This window comes from Sphingomonas sp. Leaf208, assembly GCF_001421415.1.
Classification (GTDB): domain Bacteria; phylum Pseudomonadota; class Alphaproteobacteria; order Sphingomonadales; family Sphingomonadaceae; genus Sphingomonas.
This window is the reverse complement of sequence record NZ_LMKH01000035.1, coordinates 120,640-144,729: the sequence shown is the minus strand read 5'-3', so window position 1 is coordinate 144,729 and position 24,090 is coordinate 120,640. Positions and strand designations below refer to the sequence as shown.

The 24,090-nt window shown below is 66.4% G+C and carries 14 protein-coding genes; 5 read left to right on the top strand and 9 right to left on the bottom strand.

All coding sequences use genetic code 11. From position 1 onward, the window contains the following. Nucleotides 1-109 precede the first annotated feature (109 nt). Complete coding sequence (locus ASE69_RS15720) at nucleotides 110-367, bottom strand: helix-turn-helix domain-containing protein (protein WP_082453206.1); 258 nt, start codon at nucleotides 365-367, stop codon at nucleotides 110-112. Between the two features lie 285 nt (nucleotides 368-652). On the opposite strand from ASE69_RS15720, the gene ASE69_RS15715 reads away from it, so the two are divergent. The 3 genes from ASE69_RS15715 (at nucleotide 653) to ASE69_RS15705 (ending at nucleotide 5,941) form a co-directional block, all read left to right on the top strand. After that, entirely contained in the window at nucleotides 653-1,999 is a 1,347-nt protein-coding gene (locus tag ASE69_RS15715) for a GntP family permease (protein ID WP_056489407.1), read from the top strand. Further along, the gene (locus ASE69_RS15710) at nucleotides 1,989-2,720 is read left to right on the top strand and encodes a FadR/GntR family transcriptional regulator (protein WP_056488679.1); all 732 of its coding nucleotides are present in this window, start codon (nucleotides 1,989-1,991) and stop codon (nucleotides 2,718-2,720) included. The genes ASE69_RS15715 and ASE69_RS15710 overlap by 11 nt, the downstream gene beginning before the upstream one ends. Before the next feature lie 203 nt (nucleotides 2,721-2,923). Continuing rightward, nucleotides 2,924-5,941, top strand: a complete 3,018-nt coding sequence (locus ASE69_RS15705) for a TonB-dependent receptor plug domain-containing protein (RefSeq protein WP_056488676.1) — start codon at nucleotides 2,924-2,926, stop codon at nucleotides 5,939-5,941. Between the two features lie 94 nt (nucleotides 5,942-6,035). Here ASE69_RS15705 and ASE69_RS15700 read toward each other — a convergent pair whose 3' ends face one another. The 5 genes from ASE69_RS15700 to ASE69_RS15680 are packed head-to-tail and all read right to left on the bottom strand — an operon-like array spanning nucleotide 6,036 to nucleotide 13,368. Continuing rightward, the gene (locus tag ASE69_RS15700; protein WP_082453167.1) at nucleotides 6,036-7,091 is read right to left on the bottom strand and encodes an SMP-30/gluconolactonase/LRE family protein; all 1,056 of its coding nucleotides are present in this window, start codon (nucleotides 7,089-7,091) and stop codon (nucleotides 6,036-6,038) included. After that, nucleotides 7,088-8,500, bottom strand: coding sequence for a glucuronate isomerase (gene uxaC / locus ASE69_RS15695; RefSeq protein WP_056488673.1), 1,413 nt, complete (start codon nucleotides 8,498-8,500; stop codon nucleotides 7,088-7,090). The genes ASE69_RS15700 and uxaC overlap by 4 nt, the downstream gene beginning before the upstream one ends. Continuing rightward, complete coding sequence (locus ASE69_RS15690) at nucleotides 8,497-9,783, bottom strand: MFS transporter (protein WP_235518935.1); 1,287 nt, start codon at nucleotides 9,781-9,783, stop codon at nucleotides 8,497-8,499. The genes uxaC and ASE69_RS15690 overlap by 4 nt, the downstream gene beginning before the upstream one ends. Continuing rightward, a complete protein-coding gene (gene manD, locus ASE69_RS15685) occupies nucleotides 9,777-10,988 on the bottom strand; it encodes a D-mannonate dehydratase ManD (protein ID WP_056488667.1) in 1,212 nt (403 codons plus the stop codon). Before manD ends, ASE69_RS15690 begins: the two co-directional genes overlap by 7 nt. Nucleotides 10,989-10,998: 10 nt before the next feature. Then, entirely contained in the window at nucleotides 10,999-13,368 is a 2,370-nt protein-coding gene (locus ASE69_RS15680; protein WP_056489404.1) for a glycoside hydrolase family 3 N-terminal domain-containing protein, read from the bottom strand. A 154-nt stretch (nucleotides 13,369-13,522) separates the two neighbouring features. Between ASE69_RS15680 and ASE69_RS15675 the strand changes: the two genes are divergently transcribed. Next, a complete protein-coding gene (locus ASE69_RS15675) occupies nucleotides 13,523-15,646 on the top strand; it encodes an alpha-glucuronidase family glycosyl hydrolase (protein WP_056488664.1) in 2,124 nt (707 codons plus the stop codon). Between the two features lie 36 nt (nucleotides 15,647-15,682). Next, on the top strand, nucleotides 15,683-17,818 hold the full coding sequence (locus ASE69_RS23040) for a GDSL-type esterase/lipase family protein (RefSeq protein WP_235518855.1): 2,136 nt from the start codon (nucleotides 15,683-15,685) through the stop codon (nucleotides 17,816-17,818). Nucleotides 17,819-17,860: 42 nt separating this feature from the next. Here the strand turns inward: ASE69_RS23040 and ppdK are convergent, their stop codons facing one another. The 3 genes from ppdK to ASE69_RS15655 all read right to left on the bottom strand — a co-directional run bounded on the left by ppdK (nucleotide 17,861) and on the right by ASE69_RS15655 (nucleotide 23,943). Further along, nucleotides 17,861-20,524, bottom strand: coding sequence for a pyruvate, phosphate dikinase (gene ppdK / locus ASE69_RS15665; RefSeq protein ID WP_056488661.1), 2,664 nt, complete (start codon nucleotides 20,522-20,524; stop codon nucleotides 17,861-17,863). A gap of 91 nt (nucleotides 20,525-20,615) precedes the next feature. Then, the gene (gene glyS / locus ASE69_RS15660) at nucleotides 20,616-23,054 is read right to left on the bottom strand and encodes a glycine--tRNA ligase subunit beta (protein ID WP_056488658.1); all 2,439 of its coding nucleotides are present in this window, start codon (nucleotides 23,052-23,054) and stop codon (nucleotides 20,616-20,618) included. Nucleotides 23,055-23,103: 49 nt separating this feature from the next. Further along, nucleotides 23,104-23,943, bottom strand: coding sequence for a glycine--tRNA ligase subunit alpha (locus ASE69_RS15655; protein ID WP_056488655.1), 840 nt, complete (start codon nucleotides 23,941-23,943; stop codon nucleotides 23,104-23,106). Nucleotides 23,944-24,090: the final 147 nt, after the last annotated feature.

Genomic DNA, 24,090 nt, shown 5'->3' with positions numbered 1-24,090 from the left:
GTTATCAGGACAGCAGTCCTACCGTTCGTGGAGGTCCGCTTCATCTGCGACGAAGGTCGTATTCGTAGCCCTTCGCCCCTCCCCGCCAGAAGGAGATCGAAGGCAAGTGTCAGATCGCCAGCGTCTGCGCGACGATCGCGGCCTGCGTCCGGTTGCGGACGTTCAGCTTGCGCATCAGGGCGGTCATGTGAACCTTCACGGTAGCCTCGGCGATGCCCAGATCAAAGGCGATCTGCTTGTTGAGCAAACCCGAATGGACGCCGCGGAGGACCCTGATCTGCGTCGGCGTCAGGCGCGGCGACGCAGCGCACGTCGCGGCAGTGGTCGCGACCGAAGATTGGTGCGTATCGTGTCCAGGCCGTTCCATGGTCATCCCTCCCTGTGCGCCGGCCGAAGTCGTAGCGGCCGATGGGTGGCCGAGACGCGGTGGCTGTCGCTGTTGATCCAGTGATCCGTTACGCGGATTCGGTTGGACAGGTTTTGACTATGGGCCGTGCGATCGGACGCAATCAAGCCTTTTTTGTTGTCAGATCGAAAAGACCTGTCGTACAGATATGCGATCAATTCGGCAGGCGAACGCGCCGCCGACTATCGGGAGGGGCGTGATGTCACGAGCACTGGACGAGCGCACGCGACTGCGACCTGTGGGCCGATGATCAGCGCAGACATGCGACTCGTGATCGCCGCACTCGCGGGGATATTCCTCGCCGTCCTGATGATCGTTCGCGGTCGACTCCACCCCTTTATCGGCCTGTTGTGCGGCGCGTTCACCGTCGGCCTGCTCGCCGGACTTCCCCTCCCCGACGTCGCGAAGGCGGTGCAGAAGGGCGTGGGCGACATCATCGGCGGCACCGGGCTGGTGGTCGCGCTGGGCCTGTCGCTCGGCGCGATGCTGCATCTGTCGGGCGCGGCTGCGTCGCTTGCCAAAGGCGCGTTGCAGTTGACCGGCAAGCAGGCCGCGCCGTGGGCGACGCTAGGCATCGCGATCGTCGTCGGGCTTCCGCTGTTCTTCGAGACAGGACTCGTGCTGCTGCTGCCGATCGTCGTCGCCGCTGCCGAGGAGATGACCGGCAAGGACGGCGCAGAGCGCGATGCAGCCAAGTTGAGGCTGATTATGCCGGCGCTGGCAGGGCTCGGCGTGGTCCATGCGCTGGTCCCCCCCCATCCCGGCCCCCTGCTCGCGGTCGAGGCATTGGGTGCCAACCTCGGCAAGACGATGCTCTACGGCATCGCGATCGCCATTCCGACGGCGATCATCTCGGGGCCGCTGCTTGCGAAGTTCACGACGCGCGGCGTGCGGCTGGAAGCGCCGGTATTGCATGATCCGGGGCTCGGCATCGCCCCGCCGCCGCGGCTGTGGTCGCTGCTGATCGTGCTCCTGCCGGTGCTGATGATCGCGACCGGCGAGCTTGGCCAGATGATCCCCGGCCTTAAGGGCACCGCCTGGCTGGTCGCCGCGAGCAACCCTGTGGTCGCGCTGCTGCTGACCAACCTGATCGCACTCCCGCTGCTGTTCGGCCGCCGCCTGCGCGAGGCTGCCATCCAGAACGCGGTGTGGCACGAGACGATGGGCGCCGCGGGCGCGATCCTGCTCGCGATCGGCGCGGGCGGCGCGTTGAAGCAGGTGCTGGTGACCGCAGGCCTATCCGACCTGCTCGCGCGCACGGTACTGATGTATTCGATCTCGCCGCTGTTGCTCGGCTGGCTGGTCGCAGTCGGCATCCGCCTGGCGGCCGGTTCCGCGACCGTGGCGACGATCACCGCGGTCGGGATCATGCCGGGCGTCGTCGCAAGCTCGGGCGTGTCACCGGAACTCGTCGTGCTGGCGATCGGCGCGGGCTCCGTATTCTTCAGCCACGTCAACGATCCCGGCTTCTGGCTCGTTAAAAGCTATGTCGGCACCAGCACCGCGGACACGTTCCGCACCTGGTCGATGCTGGAGACGTCGATCTCGGTGGTCGGCCTCGCGTTCGTCCTGGCGCTCAGCCATGTCGTCTGAGACTCCGAGCACCACGCCGCCGATCGTTCCGGACAAGCCCGCCGCGAACGGCATAAGGCTGGCGGACCGCGCCTATACCGCGATCGTCCAGATCATCCTCGACGAGCAGCTCGCGGTCGGCGACCGGCTTCCGGCCGAGGACAAACTCGCCACGATGTTCGGCATGTCCCGCACGATCGTCCGCGAGGCGCTCGCGAGGCTCGCGTCCGACGGCATCACGCAGGCACGGCGCGGCGCGGGTTCCTACGTCAAGCGGCGACCGTCGGAGCGGCTCGGGTCGCACATGCCAATGGCCGACATCGCGGCGACGCTCGGCACCTACGAAGTGCGCTTCGTACTGGAGGCGGAAGCGGCGCGGCTCGCGGCACAACGCCGGTCGCATCACCAGATGGACGCTATCGAGCATGCTTTGGAAGCGTTGCGCACCGCGTTGCTGTCGAATGCGCCGGCGCATGACGAGGACTGGGTGCTGCACCGGGCGATCGCCGAGGCGACCGCCAACGCTGCGTTCCTGCCGGTCTTCGATCACCTCCAGGACGCGGTGATGCGGATCCTGCGCGCCGGTGTCGACATCTCGCGGTCGCGCGCGCCGGAAGTGATCAAGGCGATGATGGACGAGCACGACGCGATCGTCGAAGCTATCCGTGCGCAGGATGCGGACGGCGCCGCGCTGGCGATGCGCTGGCATCTCTCGCAAGGCCGCAAGCGCCTGATGCCCTGACGCGTCAGGCTTCGGCTCACGCGCCGCACCTGCGACCATGGTCGTAGATGATACCGCGCTCAGTATATCGTAGAGAACGGCAAGAATGACACGTCGCCAAGCCGGACCACGGCACGCGCTACGTGCGACAAGGGGATGGACGGATGAACAAGGTTACGCGCGGTCGACGGTCAGTCGGATCTTTCAATGTTAACGCAACCAGCATGATCGTGCTGGCCACCGCGTTACTCTGCGCCCCTGCCGCCGCCCAGACCGCTGCCCCGCCGTCCGACCTGCCCGCTCCGACCCAATCGGCCGATCCGGCAGCGCCGCCCCAGACCCTGACCCCGCAGACTGCTGCCGAAGATCAGGCTGCGCCGGACAGAGACATCGTCGTCACGGGGTCGCGCATCGTCTCTAGCGGGTACAACGCACCGACGCCGACGACCGTGATCGGCGAGGACCAGATCCTCAAGAACGCCCAGCCTAACATCTTCAACGCGGTCGCGCAGTTGCCGTCGCTGCAAGGCTCGACCGGCGCCTCCACTGGCACGTTCAGCACGTCCAGCGGCACGCAGGGGCTCAGCTCCTTCTCACTGCGCGGCCTCGGCCCGATCCGTACGCTGACCCTGCTCGATGGCCAACGCGTCGTCGGGGCAAACGTGTCGGGCGTGCCCGACATCAGCATGTTCCCGCAGTTGCTGGTCAAGCGCGTCGACGTCGTCACCGGTGGCGCATCGGCCTCCTACGGCTCGGACGCGGTCGGCGGCGTGGTCAACTTCATCACCGACACGCGCTTCAAGGGCTTCAAGGCGAACGTCCAGGGCGGCATCACCAACTATGGCGACGACAAGCAGGGCCTGGTCCAGGCGGCATTCGGCACGTCGCTGTTCGGCGATAAGCTGCACCTGATCGTCAGCGGCGAATATGACGACGAAGACGGCGTCGGCCCGGGTGACTTCGGCACCGACCTCGCCAAGGGTCGCGACTGGTACCGCGCCACCACGCTGGTCAACACTGGACAGGCGAACAACGGCCTGCCGCAGTTCAACTACCGCGACTATGCCCAGCCCTATCAATATGCGCGCTACGGTCTGATCAACAATGGCCCGTTGCAGGGCATCGCGTTCGACCAGAACGGCGCGCCGTACAATTTCAACTATGGCTCGAACGGCGTCCCGGTCCGCAACGTTCCGAACAACAATGCCCCGGCCGGCGTCACCGGCTGCTTCCCCGGCAACAGCTTCTGCGTCGGCGGCGACCTGAGCGGTGCGCCGGGCTCGGGCGCGTCGCTGAAATCGTCGCTTGAGCGACTGAACGGCTTCGGGAGGATCGGCTTCGATTTCGCGGAAAACAACGAAGCCTATGTGACCGTCAACATCGCGCAAGTGAAGACCAGCAACCAGCCAAGCCCGGGCTACAACCGCGCCAGCCTGACCGTGCAGTGCGCCAACCCCTTCCTGCCGCAGCTGGTGCGTGATCGCTGTGCGACGGCGATCAATCCCGCCGCCAATACCGTGGGAATCACGCAGTTCGGCTTCGGTACGAGCAACGGCAACTTTCCCGATCCGCTGGTCCAGACCGACCGTCGCCAATACCGCTTCGTCGGCGGCCTGAAGGGCAAGTTCGAGATCGGCGGTACACCCTGGAACTACGACACCTATTACGAACACGGCATTACGCTGGCGGCGATCGACGTCGACAATACCGTGTTGCAGCCGCGCTACGTCGCCGCGACCAACGCGATCACGCTGAACGGCGCGATCGTCTGCGCCGATCCGGTCGCGCGTGCCGCCGGATGCCAGCCGATCAACATCTTCGGCGGTGCGGTGCCGTCGGCATCGGCGCTCGCCTATGTCACGCCTGCCAACGGCCCGCTCCAGCGCACCAAGCTGACGCAGGACGTCGCCAGCCTCAACTTCTCCGGCGAGCCGCTCAACCTGTGGGCCGGGCCGTTGTCGGTTGCCTTCGGTGGCGAGTATCGTCGCGAATTCTACCGCGTCCACGGCGATCCCTATGGCGCCGGCGTCACCGCACTCAGCCCCAACAGCACTGCCTATCCTGCCGATCCACTGTTGAATTCCGCGCTGGGCAGCAACTGGGCAGCCGGCAACTACAAGAACGGCCGCGGCAAGTACGAGGTGTACGAAGGCTTCCTCGAACTCAACCTGCCGTTGTTCAATAGCGAGGCGATCGGCCGCGCCAACCTCAACGGCGCGGGTCGCGTAACGCATTACAGCACGTCGGGCACGGTCTGGGCATGGAAGGCCGGCGGCACCTGGGATACACCACTGGACGGCATCCGGTTGCGCGCCGTCACCTCGCGCGACGTCCGCGCGCCGAACCTGTCCGAGCTGTTCGCCGCACCGACCGTCACCACGCTGCCGAACTTCACCAACCCCTTCCCGCCCGCCGGCGGCGTGCAGGCATTCCAGAACACGATCGGCAACCCCAATCTGAAGCCGGAAATCGCGCGCAATACCGAGGTCGGTATCGTCCTGTCGCACCCGTCATGGGCACCGGGTCTCGGTCTGTCGTTCGACTATTACAAGATCAAGCTAGACGGCGTCGTCTCGACACTGTCGCCAGACCAGATCGTCCGCTTCTGCTTCGAGGGCAATCAGGCATTCTGCGGTGGCTTCGTACTGAACAGCCCGACCCAGGGCGGCAATTTCATCAACGTCCAGCCGTTCAATCTGGCATCGTGGAAGACCAGCGGGTTCGACATCGAGGCGAGCTATCAATGGAAGAAGCCGCTCGGCATTCCCGGCAACTTCACGCTCCGCGTGCTCGGCACGCATGTGAAGGAGTTCCTCGTCGACGCAGGAATCGCCGGCGTTGACGTCGTCGACCAGGCCGGAGCCAACAACGGCGCGACGCCGGACTGGAAATGGCTGGCGACGCAGAGCTACGACAACGACGTCTTCAGCCTCAACCTGCAGGAGCGCTGGTTCTCGGACGGCGTGTTCGGCAATCAATATGTCGTCTGCACCAGCGCTTGCCCGGCCTCGACGGCCAACCACCCGACCATCGACTATAACACGATGAAGGGCGCCTTCTACATCGACCTCGGCGGTTCGGTGAACCTGACCAAGCAGGTCAGCATGTTCTTCAAGGTCGACAATCTGTTCGATCACGACCCAGAGCCCGCGCCGCAGACCAATACCGGCCTGGACGTGAACCCGGCCCTGTACGACACGCTCGGCCGCTTCTACCGCCTGGGCGTCCGCGCCCGGTTCTGATCGACCTGTCCCCGGTAGCGGTTGCTATCGGGGAGCGTCCCAAGACCGTGCCAACGTGACCGATGGGCAACGACCCGTGTCGAACGAAGTCGGATCAGCCCTCGCTTTGCCAACCCGCACGGAGCGGCAGGCGCAGGACGCGGTCGTTCGCGGTCATGAACAACGCCCGCCCCCGTTCCCCGAACGCGCAGTTGGCGATGGGCGCGCCAGTCGTCGCCAGCGCGAGCGGCTCTGCATCAGGCGTCATGAACATCATCCCGCCGGGCACAGAGCACACCAGCGTTCCATCCCGCGCGACCTTCATGCCGTCGGGCAACCCAGTCCCACCCCGCGCCTTCATCGCCTTGGCATCGAGCAGCACCCGGGCATTGCGCACGCCCTTCGTATCGAGATCGTAGACCATGATCCGCGGCGCAGCTTCGTCCGATACCGATACGTAGAGTCGCGTCTCGTCGGGCGACAGCGCAATGCCGTTCGGTCGCGTCAGGCCGCCCTCCAGCAGTTCGACCACGCCACCGGGACGCAGCCGATAGACGCCGTTCACCGACATTTCCTTCAGCGGCGAGGTATCGCCTTCGGTCAAGCCGTAAGGCGGATCGGTGAAGTAGATCGTCCCGTCGCGCGCGACGTGCATGTCGTTCGGGCTGTTGAACCGCTTGCCCTGATACCGGTCGATCGCCACCTCGCGTCGCCGCGTGACCAGATTCACGCGATCGATCGAACGCCCGCCACTGTTCGCGATCAGCAACCGGCCCTCGCGGTCGAGCGTCAGTCCGTTCGCACCCGGCTCGCGGATGAGCTTCGGATCGGTACCGCCTGCCCCCGACGGATCAAGGAACGGCACGGCGGGGCCACCCTTGTGCCAGCGACGAACGATATTGGCAGGCGGATCGGAGAACAGCAGATATTGTCCAGCTTCCACCCATACCGGCCCCTCCGCCCAGCGAATGCCGGTCGCGATAGTCTCGACCCGCGTGCCCGGCGCGACCATTCGGTCGAACGCCGGCGACAGACGCTGGATGCGCGGCTCGGCGGCGGGGCCAGCTCCAAAAGCAGGCGCGGCGACCATCGCCATCGCTCCGAACAGGATGTCGCGACGTCCCGGCCGGAACGTGCCCTTCGCGCAAAGCTCAAGGTCGGGCTGCTTCATAGTCGATAGGCTTGCTTGACGAGGTCGTAGGCGAGCGCACGGGCGACTTCGTGCGCCTCATCCTCTTCGAGCCGATGTTCGGCAACGAGTTTGGCGAGGAACGCGCAGTCCATCCTGCGCGCAACGTCGTGCCGCGCGGGGATCGACAGGAAGGCGCGCGTGTCGTCGTTGAACCCAACCGTGTTGTAGAAGCCGGCGGTCTCGGTCGCCCGCTCGCGGAACCGGCGCATACCCTCCGGGCTGTCGTGGAACCACCAGGGCGGGCCGAGCCGCAACGACGGGTAATGGCCGGCGAGCGGGGCGAGTTCACGGGAATAGGTGTCCTCGTCCAGCGTGAACAGGATCAGCGTCAGCCGGGGATCGTTGCCGAACCGGTCGAGCAGTGGCTTCAGCGCGCGGACGAATTCGCCCGGCAGCGGAATGTCGCCGCCCTTGTCGCGGCCGAAGCGCGCGAGGACCGAGGCGTTGTGGCTGCGCGAGACGGCGGGGTGGATCTGCATCACCATGCCGTCCTCGACCGACATCGCCGCCATCTCGGTCAGCATCAGCGCCCGGAACAGTTCGGCCTCTGCGGCGGTCGGTTGGGCCATCACGCGGGCATAGAGCGCCTCGGCTTCGGCGGTTGTAAGGTCCGCGGTCGCGGCCGAAGGGTGGCCGTGATCGGTCGAGGTGGCACCGGCGTCCCGGAAGCGCGCGCGGTGGAAACGATGCGCGGCGAGATAGCCCGCATAGCTGCCGACATCCGCGTTAGCAGTCTCGCCGAAACGGCGGACGTTGGCGGCGAAGCCCGGCGTCTCGGGATCGACGACAGGGTCTGGGCGATAGGCGGTGACGACGCGGCCGTTCCAGTCGCTCGCGCGGATCGCGGCATGGTGCTCCAACGGGTCCAGCGGGCTTTCGGTGGTCGCGATCAGTTCGATGCCGAACCGGTCGAACAGCGCGCGCGGGCGCAATTCGGGGGTCTTCAGCGCGGCGTCGATGGTGTCGTAATACTGGTCCGCGGTCGCCGGTTCGAGGCGGACGTCGATGCCGAACGCCTCGGCGAACACCCAGTCTAGCCACATCCGCGAGGGGGTGCCGCGGAACAGATGGTAGTTCTCCGCGAAGATGCGCCAGATCTTTCGCGGATCGGTTTCTGTCGGGCTGCCATCGACCGTCGGCACGCCGAGCGCATCGAGCGGCACGCCTTGGCTGTAGAGCATCCGGAACACATAATGATCGGGGACGATCAGCAGCGAGGCGGGATCGCTGAACGCTTCGTTGCGCGCGAACCATGCCGGATCGGTGTGGCCGTGCGGACTGATGATCGGCAGGTCCTTCACGCCCGCATGCAGCGCGCGGGCGATGTCGCGGGTGCGGCCTTCGCTAGGAAACAGGCGGTCGGGGTGGAGACGTAGCGGATGTGTCATGCGAGGCGTTCCGGATCAACGGGAGTATAGTGCGGGACGAGCAGGTGGATAACCAGCAACGCGACGAGATAGGCGCAACCGGCGACCGCGAAGATCGGACCATAGCTGCCAACCCCGGCAAGGATCGTGCCCGCGAACTTGGCCATCAGCATGCCGCCGCATGCTCCCGCCAGTCCGCCGAGACCGATCACCGATCCGCCCATGCCGCGCGGAAACAGATCGCCGGGGATCGCATAGACGTTGGCGGAGAAGCCCTGGTGACACGCGCAGGCCAAGCCGATCGCCGCGACCGCCCACCACAATCCGGGTGCCTGTGCTGCAAAGATGATTGGCAGCGCGAACAGCGCGCAGGCGAACAATGCGGTCTTCCGTGCACGGTTGGGCGTCTGGCCGCGTGCCAGCAGCCGCGACGAGAACCAGCCGCCCGCGACCGAGCCGACATCGGCCAGCACGTACACGGCGACCAGCGGCGGACCGAAATCGAGCATCTTCACGCCGTATTGCCTGTTGAAGAAATCGGGCAGCCAGAACAGGAAGGTCCACCACACCGGATCGATCAGGAAGCGGCCGAGCATGTACGCCCAGGTCTGGCGCAGGCGCAGCAGCGTGCGCCAGCGGACCGGCTTGGCGGCGGGCACCGGGTCAGCTTCGATCCAGGCCAGTTCCTCCGGGGTCACGCGCCGGTGTTTGCGTGGCGATCGGTAGAAAGCGAGCCAAGCGAGCAGCCAGAGCACGGTCAGCGCGCCGGTCGCGATGAACGCCATCCGCCAGCCGAACGTCACCGCGATCACCGGCACGATCAACGGCGTGAGGATCGCGCCGACGTTCGAGCCCGCGTTGAAGATGCCGATCGCCAGCGCGCGTTCGCGTTGCGGAAACCACTCGTTCGCCGCAGCCAGCGCGGCAGGGAACGCCCCGGCCTCGCCGATCGCGAGCGGGATGCGTGCGAAGATCATCATGCCGGCGCTCGTGAACAGCGCATGCGCGACATGACCGATCGTCCACAGCGTCACCGCGACCGCATAGCCGATCTTCGCGCCCACCCGGTCGACGAACCGCCCGAACAGGACATAGGCGATGCCGTACGCAGCCTGGAACGCGATCGCCAGATCGGCATAGCCCTGCTCGCTCCAATTGTAGCGCGCCTGCAGTTCGGGCTTGAGCACCGGCAGCACAAGCCGGTCGATATAGCTCAGCGCGACGGCGGCGAAGAGCAGCGCGCAGACGATCCACCGCACTTTCCCGCGCGGCTTCTCGATCGCGGCGGGGGCCGCGTTCACCAGTTGCACAGCGTGCCATCCTCGAGACGCGCGACCGGAAGATAGGCGCGCTTATAGTCGTAGGTCGCGGCAAGATCCTCGTCGATGTCGACGCCCAGCCCCGGCGCCTCGCCCGGATGCATCATGCCGTCGTCGAAGCTGTACGCGTGCGGGAAGACCGCATCGGTCTCATCGGTGTGCGGCATATGCTCCTGCACGCCGAAATTGGGCACCGACAGCCCGAAATGCAGCGCCGCCGCCATCGCCACCGGCGACAGGTCGGTCGCACCGTGGCAGCCGGTCCGCACCTGGTACAGGTCGGCAAGCGACGCGATCCGGCGCAGGTGCGTGATGCCGCCCGCGTGCACGACGGTCGCGCGGATATAGTCGATCAGCTGGTTCTGGATCAGGTCCTTCGCATCCCAGATCGAATTGAACACCTCACCCACCGCGATCGGCGTCGTCGTGTGGTGGCGGATCAGCTTGAACGCCTCCTGGTTCTCGGCCGGCGTCGGATCCTCGATCCAGAACAGATTATACGGCTCGAGCGCCTTGCCCAGCCGCCCCGCCTCGATCGGCGTCAGCCGGTGGTGGATATCGTGGAGCAAATGCACGTCCCAGCCCATTGCCTCGCGCGCCACCTTGAACAATTCGGGGACGACGCGGAGGTATTTCTCGGTCGACCACACGCTCTCGCTCGGCAGGTCGGCATCGGCGGGCTCGTAGCGTGCGCCATGCTTGGCGACACCGTAGGTCGAGGCGAGCCCCGGCACGCCGCATTGCAGCCGGATCGCCTTGTAGCCCTTCGCCTGCTCGGCCTTTGCGACCGCGATCGTGTCCTCGATCGTGGTGCCGTTGGCGTGCGCGTAGACCATGCACGCATCGCGCGCCGCGCCGCCGAGCAACTGGTACACCGGCATGCCCGCAAGCTTGCCCTTGATGTCCCAGAGCGCGGTGTCGACCGCAGCGATCGCCGCCATCGTCACCGGGCCGCGCCGCCAGTACGCGCCCTTGTAGAGATACTGCCAGACGTCCTCGATCCGGTGCGCGTCGCGGCCGATCAGGCACGGCACGACATGGTCGGTCAGGTAGCTCGCGACGCTCAACTCGCGGCCGTTGAGCGTGGCGTCACCCAGCCCGGTAGTGCCGTCGTCGCACTCGATCTTCAGCGTGACGAAGTTGCGGCCCGGACAGGTGACGATGACGCGGGCGGAAACGATCTTGGGCATCGCGGGTCCTTCAGGCGATTTCGAGGATGGCGGATTTCAGCTGTGCCGAACTCGGCCCGGCCATGATCGTGAACAAGCCCGGCTCGACGACCTCGCGCATGTCGACATCCCATAGCGCGAAGGCATCGGGGCCGAGCGTGAAGCGCAACGTCCGTCGCTCGCCGCGCGCGAGCGTCACGCGCTCGAACCCCTTCAGCTCCATGACCGGCCGAGCCACCGACGAAACCTGGTCGCGCACGTAGATCTGCACGACCTCGTCACCGGCGCGCTGGCCGATATTGGCGACGTCGACCTCGATCCCGACGCTGCCGGCGATCCCGATCCTCGCCGCCGACAGCCGCGGTGCGCTCACCTCGAAGCGGGTGTAGCTAAGCCCGTGCCCGAACGGGAACAGCGGCGCCGTCTCCGCGAACAGATAGCCGCGCTGGGTCGACGGCTTGCGGTTGTAATAGAACGGCACCTGCCCGACTTCGCGTACCACCGTCACGGGCAGCTTGGCGCCCGGATTGATCCGCCCGAACAGCGCCTCGGCCATCGCCGTGCCGCCCTCCTGCCCCGGATACCAGCATTCGAGCACCGCGTTCGCCTTCGCCATCACGCCCGGCCAGCTCGGCGGACGCCCGTTGATCGCCGCGATCACGATCGGCTTGCCCAGCGCATGCAGCGCGTCGAACAGCGCATTCTGCTCGCCGAGCAAGTCCAGCGTTGTGCGGTCGCCCAGGTGATTGGCCGAGAACCCCTCGCGGCTGGTCTGCTCGGTATCGCCGATCGCGAGAATGATCGTGTCCGCCCCGCGCGCGACCTCGACCGCCTCGGCGATCAGCGCGCGGTTTTTGGCGGGATCGGCGAGCAGCACCGCGTCCTGAGACCGGTCCTCGCTCTGCGTGATGAAGACGCCTTGCGCATGGACGATCGTTGCCACGCCGCCGACCAGTGCACGCACGCCGTCGAGTAGCGACACCGTCTGGCGCGGCGGCGCGGAATAGCCGCCGAGCCGGGCGACCGCTGCATTGGGCCCGATTACCGCGATCTTGCCCTCGGGCGCGAGCGGTAGCGTCCCGTCGTTGGTCAGCAGGCACATCGATTTGCGGGCGGCCTCCAGCGCGACGCCGCGCGCTTCCGCGTTTCCGGTCAGACGAGCGGCGGCGCGGGGATCGACCGGCGACTCCTCGAACAGGCCGGCGCGGAACTTCAAGGCCAGCATGCGCGCGCAGGCGGCGTCGACCTGCGCGATCGGCACCGTCCCCGCGCGCACCTGCGCGGGGAGCGTGCGATAGGCCAGACCGTCGGGCAGCGCGCTGTCGACCCCGGCAGCCAGCGCCAGTTTCGCCGCGCCGTTCAGGTCGCGCGCGATGTGGTGAATCGTGTCGAGCTCCTCGATCGCGCCGTAATCGCTGACGATCGCGCCCGAAAATCCCCATTCGCCACGCAGCACGTCGCCGAGCAGCCAGTGGTTCGCATGGCTCGGCACGCCGTCGATCTCGTTATACGATGGCATCACCGCGCCAATCCCGGTCCGCGTCACGACCGCGCGGAACGGCGGGAAGAAACTCTCGCGCAGTTCGCGCTCGCCGATCGGAGCGGGACCGATATTGTTGCCCGCCTGGGGCTGACCGTGGCCGGTCATGTGCTTCAGCGTCGCGAAGACCTTGCCGGGTGCCAGCGTCGTGCTGTCGCCCTGCAACCCCTCGACCGCGGCGACCCCCATCTCGCCGCACAGATACGGATCCTCGCCGAACGTCTCCTCTATCCGGCCCCAGCGCGGATCGCGGGCAATATCGACGACCGGCGACAGCGATAGGTGGCTGCCGTGCGCGCGCACCTCGCGACCGATGATCACTTGCGCGCGTCGCATCAGATCGCGGTCGAACGCGCCGGCCATGCCGATCGCCTGAGGGAACATCGTCGCGTCGGGCGCCATGTAGCCGTGCAGCGATTCCTCGTGGAAGATCACCGGGATGCCGAGCCGCGTGCCGCGCGCCCAACGCTGGACCGCGTTGACGAACGCGATCGTCGAAGCTGTCCCCCGCCACGCGGCCCCGGTGCCGCCGGCCGTTACCGCGACCGAAGGGCCGCCGCGCTTGTCGGACGGTCGCGTGACCTGACCGAACCCCGCCGGATACGCCGCGGTCGCGCGCGCCGGATCGAAATCAAGCCCACCCGGCACCATCACGTCAGCCTTGGTCGCCCACAGGGAAATGGTCTGGCCAACTTTCTCCTCCAACGTCATCCGCGCCATCAGGTCGCGGACTCGAAGATCGACCGGCGCGCGGGGATCGCGGTAGGTGGGTGACGCGGTCGCGGCGTACGCAACGCCGGGAATAAGCCCTGTAATGGAGACCGAGCCGAGCAGGCCGAAAAGGTCACGCCGGGTCGGCATCATGGTCGGCGCGTTCCCTGCTGTCTTCGTACCGGCCAAGATTATCTCCTAATGTGAAACGCGGCATTGCTGTCGAAGCCGTCGTCGTGATAGCGATAACATGGCTGATCATCCGCGATCCTGTCAATGTGGTGCGGAACGGCGGGAGAGGATTATGACGATATTCGGCCGATGGATCGGTAAGTTCGCGCTTCTGTTCGGAGCGGTAATTGGTTTGACCGGACCGGCGCAAGCTGAAGACGGCTATGATCTCTGGCTGCGATATCCGGCTTCGGCGACGACAGGCGCGCGCGGCGCACCCACGATCGAGGCGCGCGGCGATACACCTACGCTGAACGTGGCCGCGGCGGAATTACGCCGCGGCGTAGGTTTGTTCGGGACGAGTACGCTGCCGATCCTGCTGGCCACCGCCAATGATCGCGACGTCGCAGCACTCCGCCTTCCGCTGGCAGCGCTCGGCGATGAAGGGTACCGCGTTGGACAAGTCACGCTCGGCAGCCGCCGGGTTCTCCTCGTCACCGCCAACACCGATCGCGGCGTGCTGTATGGCAGCTTCGCGTTGCTGCGACATCTGCAGACCGGCGGCAGCATCGACCGAATCGACCTGGCCTCGACGCCGCGGGTGAAGCTGCGCGTGCTCAATCACTGGGACAATCTGGATGGCGTGGTCGAGCGTGGTTATGCCGGCGCGTCGCTGTGGGACTGGTGGACGCTCCCCGATTTCCGCGATCCTCGTTACACCGACTACGCGCGCGCCAACGCCTCGATCGGGATCAACGGCACCGTCCTGAACAACGTCAACGCGAAGACGGAAAGCCTGACCGCGCCGTACATCGCGAAAGCCGCCGCGCTCGCTGACGTGTTCCGGCCGTACGGGATCAAGGTGTATCTGTCCGCACGGTTCTCGGCCCCGATCGAACTCGGCGGGTTGAAGACCGCCGATCCACTCGATCCGCAGGTCGCTGCTTGGTGGAAGGCGAAGACCGACGAGATCTATCGCAGCATTCCCGATTTCGGCGGCTTCCTGGTCAAGGCGAACAGCGAGGGGCAGCCTGGCCCGCGTGATTACCACCGCAGCCACGCGGACGGCGCCAACATGCTCGCCGCCGCGGTTGCACCGCATGGCGGGATCGTGATGTGGCGCGCGTTCGTCTATGCCGAGACCGACCCCGATGACCGCGCGAAGCAGGCGTATACCGAATTCAAGCCGCTCGACGGCAAGTTCGCGCCGAACGTCATCGTCCAGGTCAAGAACGGTGCGATCGACTTCCAGCCGCGCGAGCCGTTCCACCCGCTGTTCGGCGCGATGCCCAAGACCCCGCTGATGATCGAGTTCCAGATCACCAAGGAGTATCTCGGCTTCGCGACGCACCTCGCCTATCTCGGGCCGCTGTTCGCCGAGACGCTCGGCAGCGAGACGATGCGGACGCCCGGCGAAACCGTGGCGAAGGTCGTCGATGGCTCGGTCGAAGGTCATAGACTTACCGGCATGGCGGGCGTGGCGAATATCGGCCGCGACCGCGACTGGGCAGGCTCCACCTTCAACCAGGCGAACTGGTACGCGTTCGGACGGATGGCGTGGGATCCGACGCTCGGCGCAGCCCCCGTCGCCCGCGAGTGGGCGGCGATGACCTTCGCCCCCTCCCCGAAAATCGTCGACCCGGTGGTCGCGATGATGATGGGATCGCGTGAGGCGGTAGTCGACTATATGACACCGCTGGGCCTCGCGCACGTCATGGCGACGGGGCATCACTACGGCCCCGGCCCGTGGGTGGCCGACCTCAAGCGCCCCGAATGGAACCCGGTCTATTACCACCGCGCCGATAAGGGCGGGATCGGCTTCGATCGGACCAAGACGGGAAGCAACGCGGTTGCGCAATACGCGCCCGAGCTTTCCCGCAAGCTGGCCGCCCCTGCAACGACGACGGAGCGCGACCTGCTGTGGTTCCACCATGTGCCTTGGACGTACCGGACGAACTCAGGGCGATCGGTGTGGGCGGAAATGGTCCATGATTACGATGCGGGCGTGGGCTACGTGGCCGGCATGCGTCGGCAGTGGGACGGCGTGAAGACCGAGGTCGACGCCGAGCGCTGGGCAAAGACCGCGACGTATCTAGCGGTCCAAGAGCGCGAGGCGCGCTGGTGGCGCGATGCGAGCCTTGCCTATTGGATGTCGGTCAACGGCCTGCCGCTACCGGCGGGCGCCGCGGCACCCGCACATGACCTGGCATGGTACAAGGCACAGCGCTTTCCGTACGCGCCCGGCAACCCGCAATAGCTGCGCGCTGACACTGGATAAGAGGACGAGGACGCGATGATGAGACGATGGCCGGTAGCGCTGGTGTTGGGCGCCCTGATCGTGACGGGCGCGGGCGCGCGGGACACTGCGCCGCCCCGAGACGCACATTGGATTGCAACATGGGGATCGTCGCAGATGATCGCCGAGGGCGACAATGCGCTCCCAGCCGATCGGGCCGGTGCGATCACGTTGCGCCAGGTGGTGCGGGTCTCCGCCGGCGGCGAACGCGTACGCATCCGACTCTCCAACGCGTTCGGCACGCGCCCACTGGCGATCGGCGGCGCGTACGTCGCTCGATCGGTCGCCCCCGGTACGCCGCGGATCGAAGGCGACGCGCGGCTGACCTTCTCCGGCCGGAGCGACGCGGTAATCCCGGCCGGCGCGGAGATCTATAGCGACCCGGTCGCGTTCCCCGTAGCAGCGGGTGCCGATCTCGCCATCAGCCTGTATCTGTCGGACCCCGCCAGCCCGCAGACCGGCCACCCCGGCTCCCGCGCTACGAGTTTCACGCTGGCCGGCAACGCGTTGGCGGACGCGACGTTGGCGGGCGCGACGCCGACGACGCATTGGTATGCGCTCGCGGACGTCGAGGTCGCTGCCGCACCGACGGCGGGTACGATCGTGGCGATCGGCGACTCGATCACCGACGGTTACGGCGTGAAGCCCGAGCGCAACACCCGCTGGCCTGACGTGCTAGCACAAAGACTTCGCGGAACGACGGCGACACGCGCGATCGGCGTCGTCAATGCGGGGATCGGCGGCAACCGCGTTCTGCTCGACGGGCTTGGTCCCAATATGCTCGCACGGTTCGACCGCGACGTGGTCGCGCGTAGCGGCGTGCGCTGGGCGATCGTGCTGGAGGGTGTGAATGACCTTGGCGTGCTGACGCGTGAGGCACCCGCCACTCCCGCGCAACATGCCGCGATCGTCGCGCAAATCACAGGCGGGTTCGCGCAGGTCGTCGCGCGGGCGCATGCTCACGGGATCAAGGTAATCGGCGGGACGGTGATGCCGTTCGGCGGCAACACTTATTATCATCCCATCGCGGAGAACGAGGCGGATCGGCAGGCCGTCAACAGCTTCATTCGCACGTCCGGGGTGTTCGACGCCGTCATCGATTTCGACCGATTGATGCGCGACCCGGCGCATCCCGATCGGCTGTCCCCCGCGTATGACTCGGGGGATCACCTGCACCCGTCCGAGGCGGGCTATCGGACTATGGGCGAGGCCGTACCGCTGAGTCTGTTTGGTAATTCGCGCACGCCTGCTCGGTCGCGATCGGTGATCGGGGTTGCGGCCCCTGTGCCGGTCGGTCCTGGCGGGGACAAGGGGCCTGCCATCGCGATCACCTTCGACGATATTCCTGCCCATGGTCCGCTCGTACCGGGGCAGACTCGGGTGGATGTGATCCGGGCGATTGCCGGGGCGCTGGCCGCTGGGAAGGCGCCGGCGTTCGGGTTTCTGAACGCGGGTTTCGGGCTGGATGCGCCGGATGATGCTGCGAAGGCGATAGCGGCGTGGCGCGCCGCTGGCCTGCCGCTTGGCAACCACACTTATTCGCATGCCAATCTCGACAAGGTGGGCGCGGCTGCGTTTTCCGCCGATATGGTGCGGAACGAAGCGCCGCTTGCTGCTGCCGCCAAGGGAACCGATTGGCATTGGTTTCGATATCCGTTCCTGTCGGAGGGTAGCACGCCCAGTGTTCGCGACGCGGCTCGTGCCGACCTCAGGGCTCGGGGGTACCGGGCTGCGGCGGTGACGATGAGCTTCAACGATTTCAGCTGGAACCCGGTCTATGTCGCCTGCTCGGTCAAGCGGGATGTGGGTGCGATCACCACGCTTGAGGCGAGCTTTCTTCGGGATGCGCGCGTTGCGGCTTCGGCGGCGCGGGCGCGGGCCAAGGCTCAGGTGGGACGGGATATTCCCTATGTCCTGCTGATGCATGTCGGGGCGTTCGATGCGCGGATGTTGCCCAAACTGCTCGCTCTGTACCGCGAGATGGGGTTTCGTTTCGTGACGCTGCCCGAGGCGGAAGCCGATCCCTATTATGCGCGGGCGACCGACCTTTCGCTGCCGGGGCCGACGCCGTCGCTCGCCGGCCCGCCTGCCCTGCCCGCGCTGGCCGGTCCGCCAGCAGGCCTGTGTAGTTGATTGCCCCCCCTCTCCCGAGGCTCGAGAGAGGGGGGTTTCACGTCACTTCTTGTTGAGTGCCGCCTGCGCTGCCGCAAGGCGGGCGATCGGGACGCGGTACGGGCTAGCCGAGACGTAATCGAGGCCGACCTTTTCGCAGAACGCGATGCTGGCCGGGTCGCCGCCGTGTTCGCCGCAGATGCCGAGCTTGATGCCTGCCCGCGTTTTGCGGCCGCGTTCGGCGGCGATTTCGATCAGTTCGCCGACGCCTTCGACGTCGATGCTGACGAACGGGTCCTTGGCGTAGATGCCCTGCTCGACATACGCGCCGAGGAAGCGCGAGGCGTCGTCTCGGCTGACACCCAAGGTGGTCTGCGTCAGGTCGTTGGTGCCGAACGAGAAGAACTCGCCGACTTCCGCGATCTCGCCGGCGCGGAGGGCTGCGCGGGGGAGTTCGATCATCGTGCCGACGAGATACTCGATCGTCCGGCCCTTTTCCGCGAACACGGCCTGGGCGGCCTTGTCGACGACCGCCTTCATCAGTTCCAGCTCGCGACGGGTGGCGACGAGCGGGATCATGACTTCGGGGATCGGGGCGGCGCCGGACTTCTCGGCGACGTCGACCGCCGCCTCGAAGATCGCGCGGGCCTGCATCTCGTAGATCTCGGGATAGGTCACGCCGAGACGGCAGCCGCGATGGCCGAGCATCGGGTTGAACTCGTGCAGCTCCGCGGCGCGACGCTTGAGGGTGTCGACGTCGACGCCCGCCGCGGTCGCGACTTCGGCGAATTCCGATTCCTCGTGCGGGAGGAACTCGTGGAGCGGCGGGTCGAGCAGGCGGATCGTCACTGGGAGCCCCGCCATCACCTCGAGGATTTCCGTAAAGTCCTTGCGCTGTTCGGGGAGCAGCTTCTCGAGTGCGACGCGGCGCCCCTTCTCGTCCGACGCGAGGATCATCTGGCGGACGTTGGTGATGCGGCTGCTCTCGAAGAACATGTGCTCGGTGCGGCAGAGACCGACGCCCTCGGCGCCGAACTCGCGGGCGACTCGGCAATCCTCGGGGGTCTCGGCATTGGCGCGGACTTTCAGGCGGCGGACCTCGTCGGCCCAGACCATCAGCGTGGCGAAATCGCCCGACAGCTCGGGCTGCACGGTTGCGACGGCGCCGATCATCACTTCGCCGGTGGTGCCGTCGATGGTGAGCAGGTCGCCCTCCTTCACCTCGCGGCCGCCGCAGCGCATGATCTTCGCCTTGGCGTCGATCGACAGCGTGCCGGCGCCGGAAACGCAGGGGCGTCCCATGCCGCGCGCCACGACTGCCGCGTGGCTCGTCATCCCGCCGCGCGCGGTGAGGATGCCCTTTGCCGCGTGCATGCCGTGGATGTCGTCGGGCGAGGTCTCGGTCCGGACGAGGATCACGGCGACGCCGTCAGCGGCCTTCTTCTCGGCGGCATCGGCGTCGAACACGACCGCACCCGAGGCTGCACCCGGCGAGGCGGGGAGGCCCTTGGTCAGCACGTCACGGTGCGCCTTGGGGTCGAGCGTCGGGTGGAGCAGCTGGTCGAGCGCCATCGGCTCGATGCGCAGGATCGCTTCCTCGCGGGTGATGAGACCCTCGTTGGCCATGTCGACGGCGATCTTGAGCGCGGCCTTGGCGGTGCGCTTGCCGGCCCGGGTCTGGAGCATCCAGAGCTTGGTCTTCTCGACCGTGAACTCGATGTCCTGCATGTCGCGATAGTGGTTTTCGAGCGTGTCGAACACGTCGGCGAGCTGATGATAGACCTCGGGCATCGCCTCTTCCATCGACGAGGCCTTCGCGCCGGCGTCTTCGCGCGCGGTCTTGGTCAGATATTGCGGGGTGCGGATGCCGGCGACGACGTCCTCACCCTGCGCATTGATCAGGAATTCGCCGTAATAGGCGCGGTCGCCCTTCGACGGGTCGCGTGTGAACGCGACGCCGGTCGCCGAGGTGTCGCCCATGTTGCCGAACACCATCGCCTGGATATTGACCGCGGTGCCCCAGCCGCCGGGGATGTCGTTGAGGCGGCGATAGACTTTCGCACGCTCCGACTGCCACGAGCCGAAGACGGCGCCGACTGCGCCCCAGAGCTGATCGTGGACGTCCTGCGGGAAGGGCTTGCCCCAGAGCTTCTCGACGAGGCCCTTATATTCGCCGACGAGCTTGCGCAGGTCGTCGGCAGACAATTCGGTGTCGAGCGTGAAGCCCTGGTCTTCCTTGGCGATCTCCAGCGCTTCCTCGAACGCGCCGTGATCGAGTTCGAGGACGACGTCGGCGTACATCTGGATGAAGCGGCGATAGCTGTCCCAGGCGAACCGCGCGTCCTCGGACTTCGCGGCGAGGCCTTCGACGGTCTCGTCGTTGAGGCCGAGGTTGAGGACGGTGTCCATCATCCCCGGCATCGACGCGCGTGCGCCCGAGCGGACCGAGACGAGCAGCGGGTCGGCTGGGTCGCCGAACGTCTTGCCGGTGACGCTCTCGATGTGCGCGAGGCCGGTTGCGACCTCGTCGCGCAGGCCCTGCGGGAACTGGCCGCCCTCGTCGTAATAGACCGCGCAGAAATCGGTCGAGATCGTGAAGCCCGGCGGGACCGGCAGGCCGATCGACGCCATCTCGGCGAGGTTCGCGCCCTTGCCGCCGAGCAGGTTCTTGTCGCCCTTGCCGCCATCCGAAACACCGCCGCCGAAGCGGTACACATATTGGGTCATGGTCGGTCCTCTAAGTGTTTGTTTTTACCCGCAAGACGGCGCGGAAGTGCACAAAGTGCAGACGCTGGGAGCATCTGCACTTCGCCTCAAATCACCCCTCGATCTTCGAGAAATCTGCCACGTTGTGCACTGCGGCGCGGACTCGCTCAAGTAGCGCGAGACGAGCGGATCGCTTGGCGGGATCGGAGTCGTTGACGATAACGCTATCAAAGAACGCGTCGATCGGCGCGCGCAGCGAGGCGAGCGCGGCCATGGCGGCGGCGAAATCCTCGCGTGCGATCGCGGCCGTTGCGCGGGGTTCGGCGGAGTCGAGCGCGGTCATCAGCGCAGTCTCTGCGGGTTCGGGGGTGTAGGACAGCGTTTCCTCTTCGCCCCTCCTTGGAAGGGAGGGGTTGGGGGTGGGTCGGTCCGAGGCGGGCGCGGCGTTCCCACGAGGGCTACCCACCCCCGGCCCCTCCCTTTCAGGGATGGGAGCAGAAGAGGCGGCGTCGTCCTTCGGCGCTTCCTTCTTCAGGATATTGGCGGCGCGCTTGTAGCCGGCGAGCAGGTTCGCACCGTCCTCGGTGGTCACGAACGCCTGGAGCGCGTGGACGCGCGCGAGCAGGCGGACGAGATCGTCCTCGCCGCCGAGCGCGAACACCGCGTCGATCAGGTCGTGACGGACGCCGGCTTCGCGTTGCTGGACTTTGAGGCGGTCGGCGAAGAAGGCGATCAGATCAACCGCTGACCGAGACGAGAGATGGGGGGCTACGTTTGAACGGGTGAATTGATCGTCGTTGATCAACTGTAAAAATCGCTGCCGCACTAACTCAATATCATCAGCGTTACGAGCTAGTGCAGTCCACAAAGCTGCTAAATCGGCCCGCGTCTCCAATTGAGCTGCCCGCCGAGCGAGCTCTACCAAAGTCACACGAATTACATCGCCAAGTTTCACCCGTAAATTTTGGTTAACGGTGATACGGATTACCGCCAAAGCAGCCCGTCGTAATGCGTAAGGGTCACGGGATCCCGAAGGCTTTTCATCGACAGCGAAGAACCCGACCAGCGTATCCAGCTTGTCCGCCAGGCTTACGGCCACCGTTACCGGGTCGGTGGGGACGTCGTCGCCTTGACCGACCGGCTTATAGTGGTCGCGGATGGCGGTGGCGACGGCCGGGTGCTCGCCCTGCGCGGCGGCGTAGTAGCCGCCCATCAGGCCTTGCAGCTCGGGGAACTCGCCGACCATGCCGGTGACGAGGTCTGCTTTTGCGAGGCGGGCTGCGCGGTCTGCGAGATCTGCCAATTCCTCCCCTGCAAGGGGAGGGGGACCGTCAGCCGCAGGCTGAGGGTGGAGGGGGTTCTCCGCGGACGCTGCGCTTCGCGGCGCACCCCCTCCACCAGCTTCGCTGGTCCCCCTCCCCGTTCCGAGGAGGATTATGCCCTCTTCTACCAGCCACCGCGCGAGCTTCGCGACGCGGTCGACCTTGTCGGCTACGGTGCCGAGCTTTTCGTGGAAGACGATCTTCGACAGCTTCTCCGCCTGCTCTTCGAGCGGGACCTTCAAGTCGGTGTCGTAGAAGAACTTCGCGTCCGACAACCTTGCCGCGAGGACCTTGCGGTTGCCCTCGACGATCTTCGCGCCGCCGTCGTGGGCGGCGATGTTAGCGGTACAGACGAACGCGTTCGCCAGTTTTCCATCGGCCTCGCGGCAGACGAAATATTTCTGGTTCACGCGCGCCGTGAGCTGAATCACCTCGGGCGGGACGTCGAGAAACGCGGGGTCGAACTGGCCTAACAGGGGAATCGGCCGTTCGGTGAGCCCGGCATTCTCCGCGACGAGGCCTTCGTCCTCGATCAGTTCGAGGCCGGCCTGCATCGCGGCTTCGCGGGCGTGGTCGCGGATCAGCGTGGCGCGTTCGTCGTGGTCGACGATGACGTGGCAGGCGCGCAGTTTCTCGACATAGTCGTGCGCGCCGCCGATCGTGATCTGGTACGGGTGGTGGAAGCGGTGGCCGAGCGTGGCGGCGCCGCTGGCGATGCCGGCGATCTCGAACGGCACGATCTCTTCGCCGAGCAGCGCGACGATGCCTTGCAGCGGGCGGACCCACCGGAGCGACTCGGTACTGGCGGAGGCGTCGCCCCAGCGCATCGACTTCGGCCACGGGAACGCGCGGACGATCGCGGGGATCGCCTCTGCGAGCACGGCGGCGGTGGCGCGGCCTGGCTTTTCGGTGACTGCGAAGAGCGTGCCGTTGCGGTCTATCAGTTGCTCGCGGGTGAGGCCGGTTTTGCGGAGGAAGCCTTCGAGCGCCTGGGGGGGCGCTGAGGTCTTGGGACCTTTGGTTTCTTCGGAGACGGCGGCAGTCTCGAGCGGCAGGTCGCGGGCGATCAGCGTCAGGCGGCGCGGGGTCGCGTAGGTGACGATGGCACTGGTGGCGATGCCGGCCTTGGCAAGCTCGGCGGTGAACAGCCTGGCGAGGTCTTCACGCGCCTTGGACTGCATCCGGGCGGGGATTTCTTCGGAGCGGAGTTCTAGGAGGAAGTCGGTCATGGGACTCTCAAATCCTCCCCGKYMCGGGGAGGAATGGCGCTAGCGGGCATCATGCCGCCCATCCGTGCTTGTCCATCCAGGCTGCGCACGCGCCTTTGGCGAGGTCTCGGACGCGGCCCATATAGGCTTGGCGTTCGGCTACGGAGATTACGCCGCGGGCCTGGAGCAGGTTGAAGATGTGGCTGCCTTTGATCGCCTGTTCGTAGGCTGGGATCGGGAGCTTGGCGGAGAGGCTGTTCTCGCATTCGGCGACGTGCTTGCGGAACTGGTCGAAGAGCGAGTCCGTGTCGGCGATCTCGAAGTTCCACTTCGACATTTCCTGCTCGTTCTCCAGGAACACGTCGCCGTAGGTTACGCCGGCGTCGTTGAACGCCAGATCGTAGACCGAGTCCTTGTCCTGGATATACATCGCCAGGCGCTCGAGCCCGTAGGTGAGTTCGCCGGCGACGGGCTTCATGTCGAAGCCGCCCATCTGCTGGAAATAGGTGAACTGCGTCACCTCCATGCCGTCGCACCAGACCTCCCAGCCGAGACCCCAGGCGCCGAGCGTCGGGCTTTCCCAGTCGTCCTCGACGAAGCGGATGTCGTGCTTCAGCATGTCTATGCCGATCGCGGCCAAGCTACCGAGGTAGAGTTCCTGGAGGTTGGCGGGGCTCGGCTTCAGGATGACCTGATACTGGTAGTAATGCTGGAGCCGATTGGGGTTCTCGCCGTAGCGACCGTCGGTTGGGCGGCGGCAGGGCTGTACGAACGCGGCGTTCCACGGCTTGGGGCCGAGCGCGCGGAGCGTGGTGGCGGTATGGAAGGTGCCCGCGCCCATTTCCATGTCGTAGGGCTGCAGGATCAGGCATCCGTGTTCGCTCCAGTAATCGTGGAGCGTGAGGATCATGCGCTGGAAGCTAAGAGGCTTTGTCGGTGGCTGGGTCACGGGCTGGGTCACGGGCTGGGCTTTGGCGGATGGGGGTGCGGGAGGCAAGTGGTGCGTTGCGGCCGGGCGTCCTACATGGGGCCAAACCAACAATGAGGATGTCGTCGT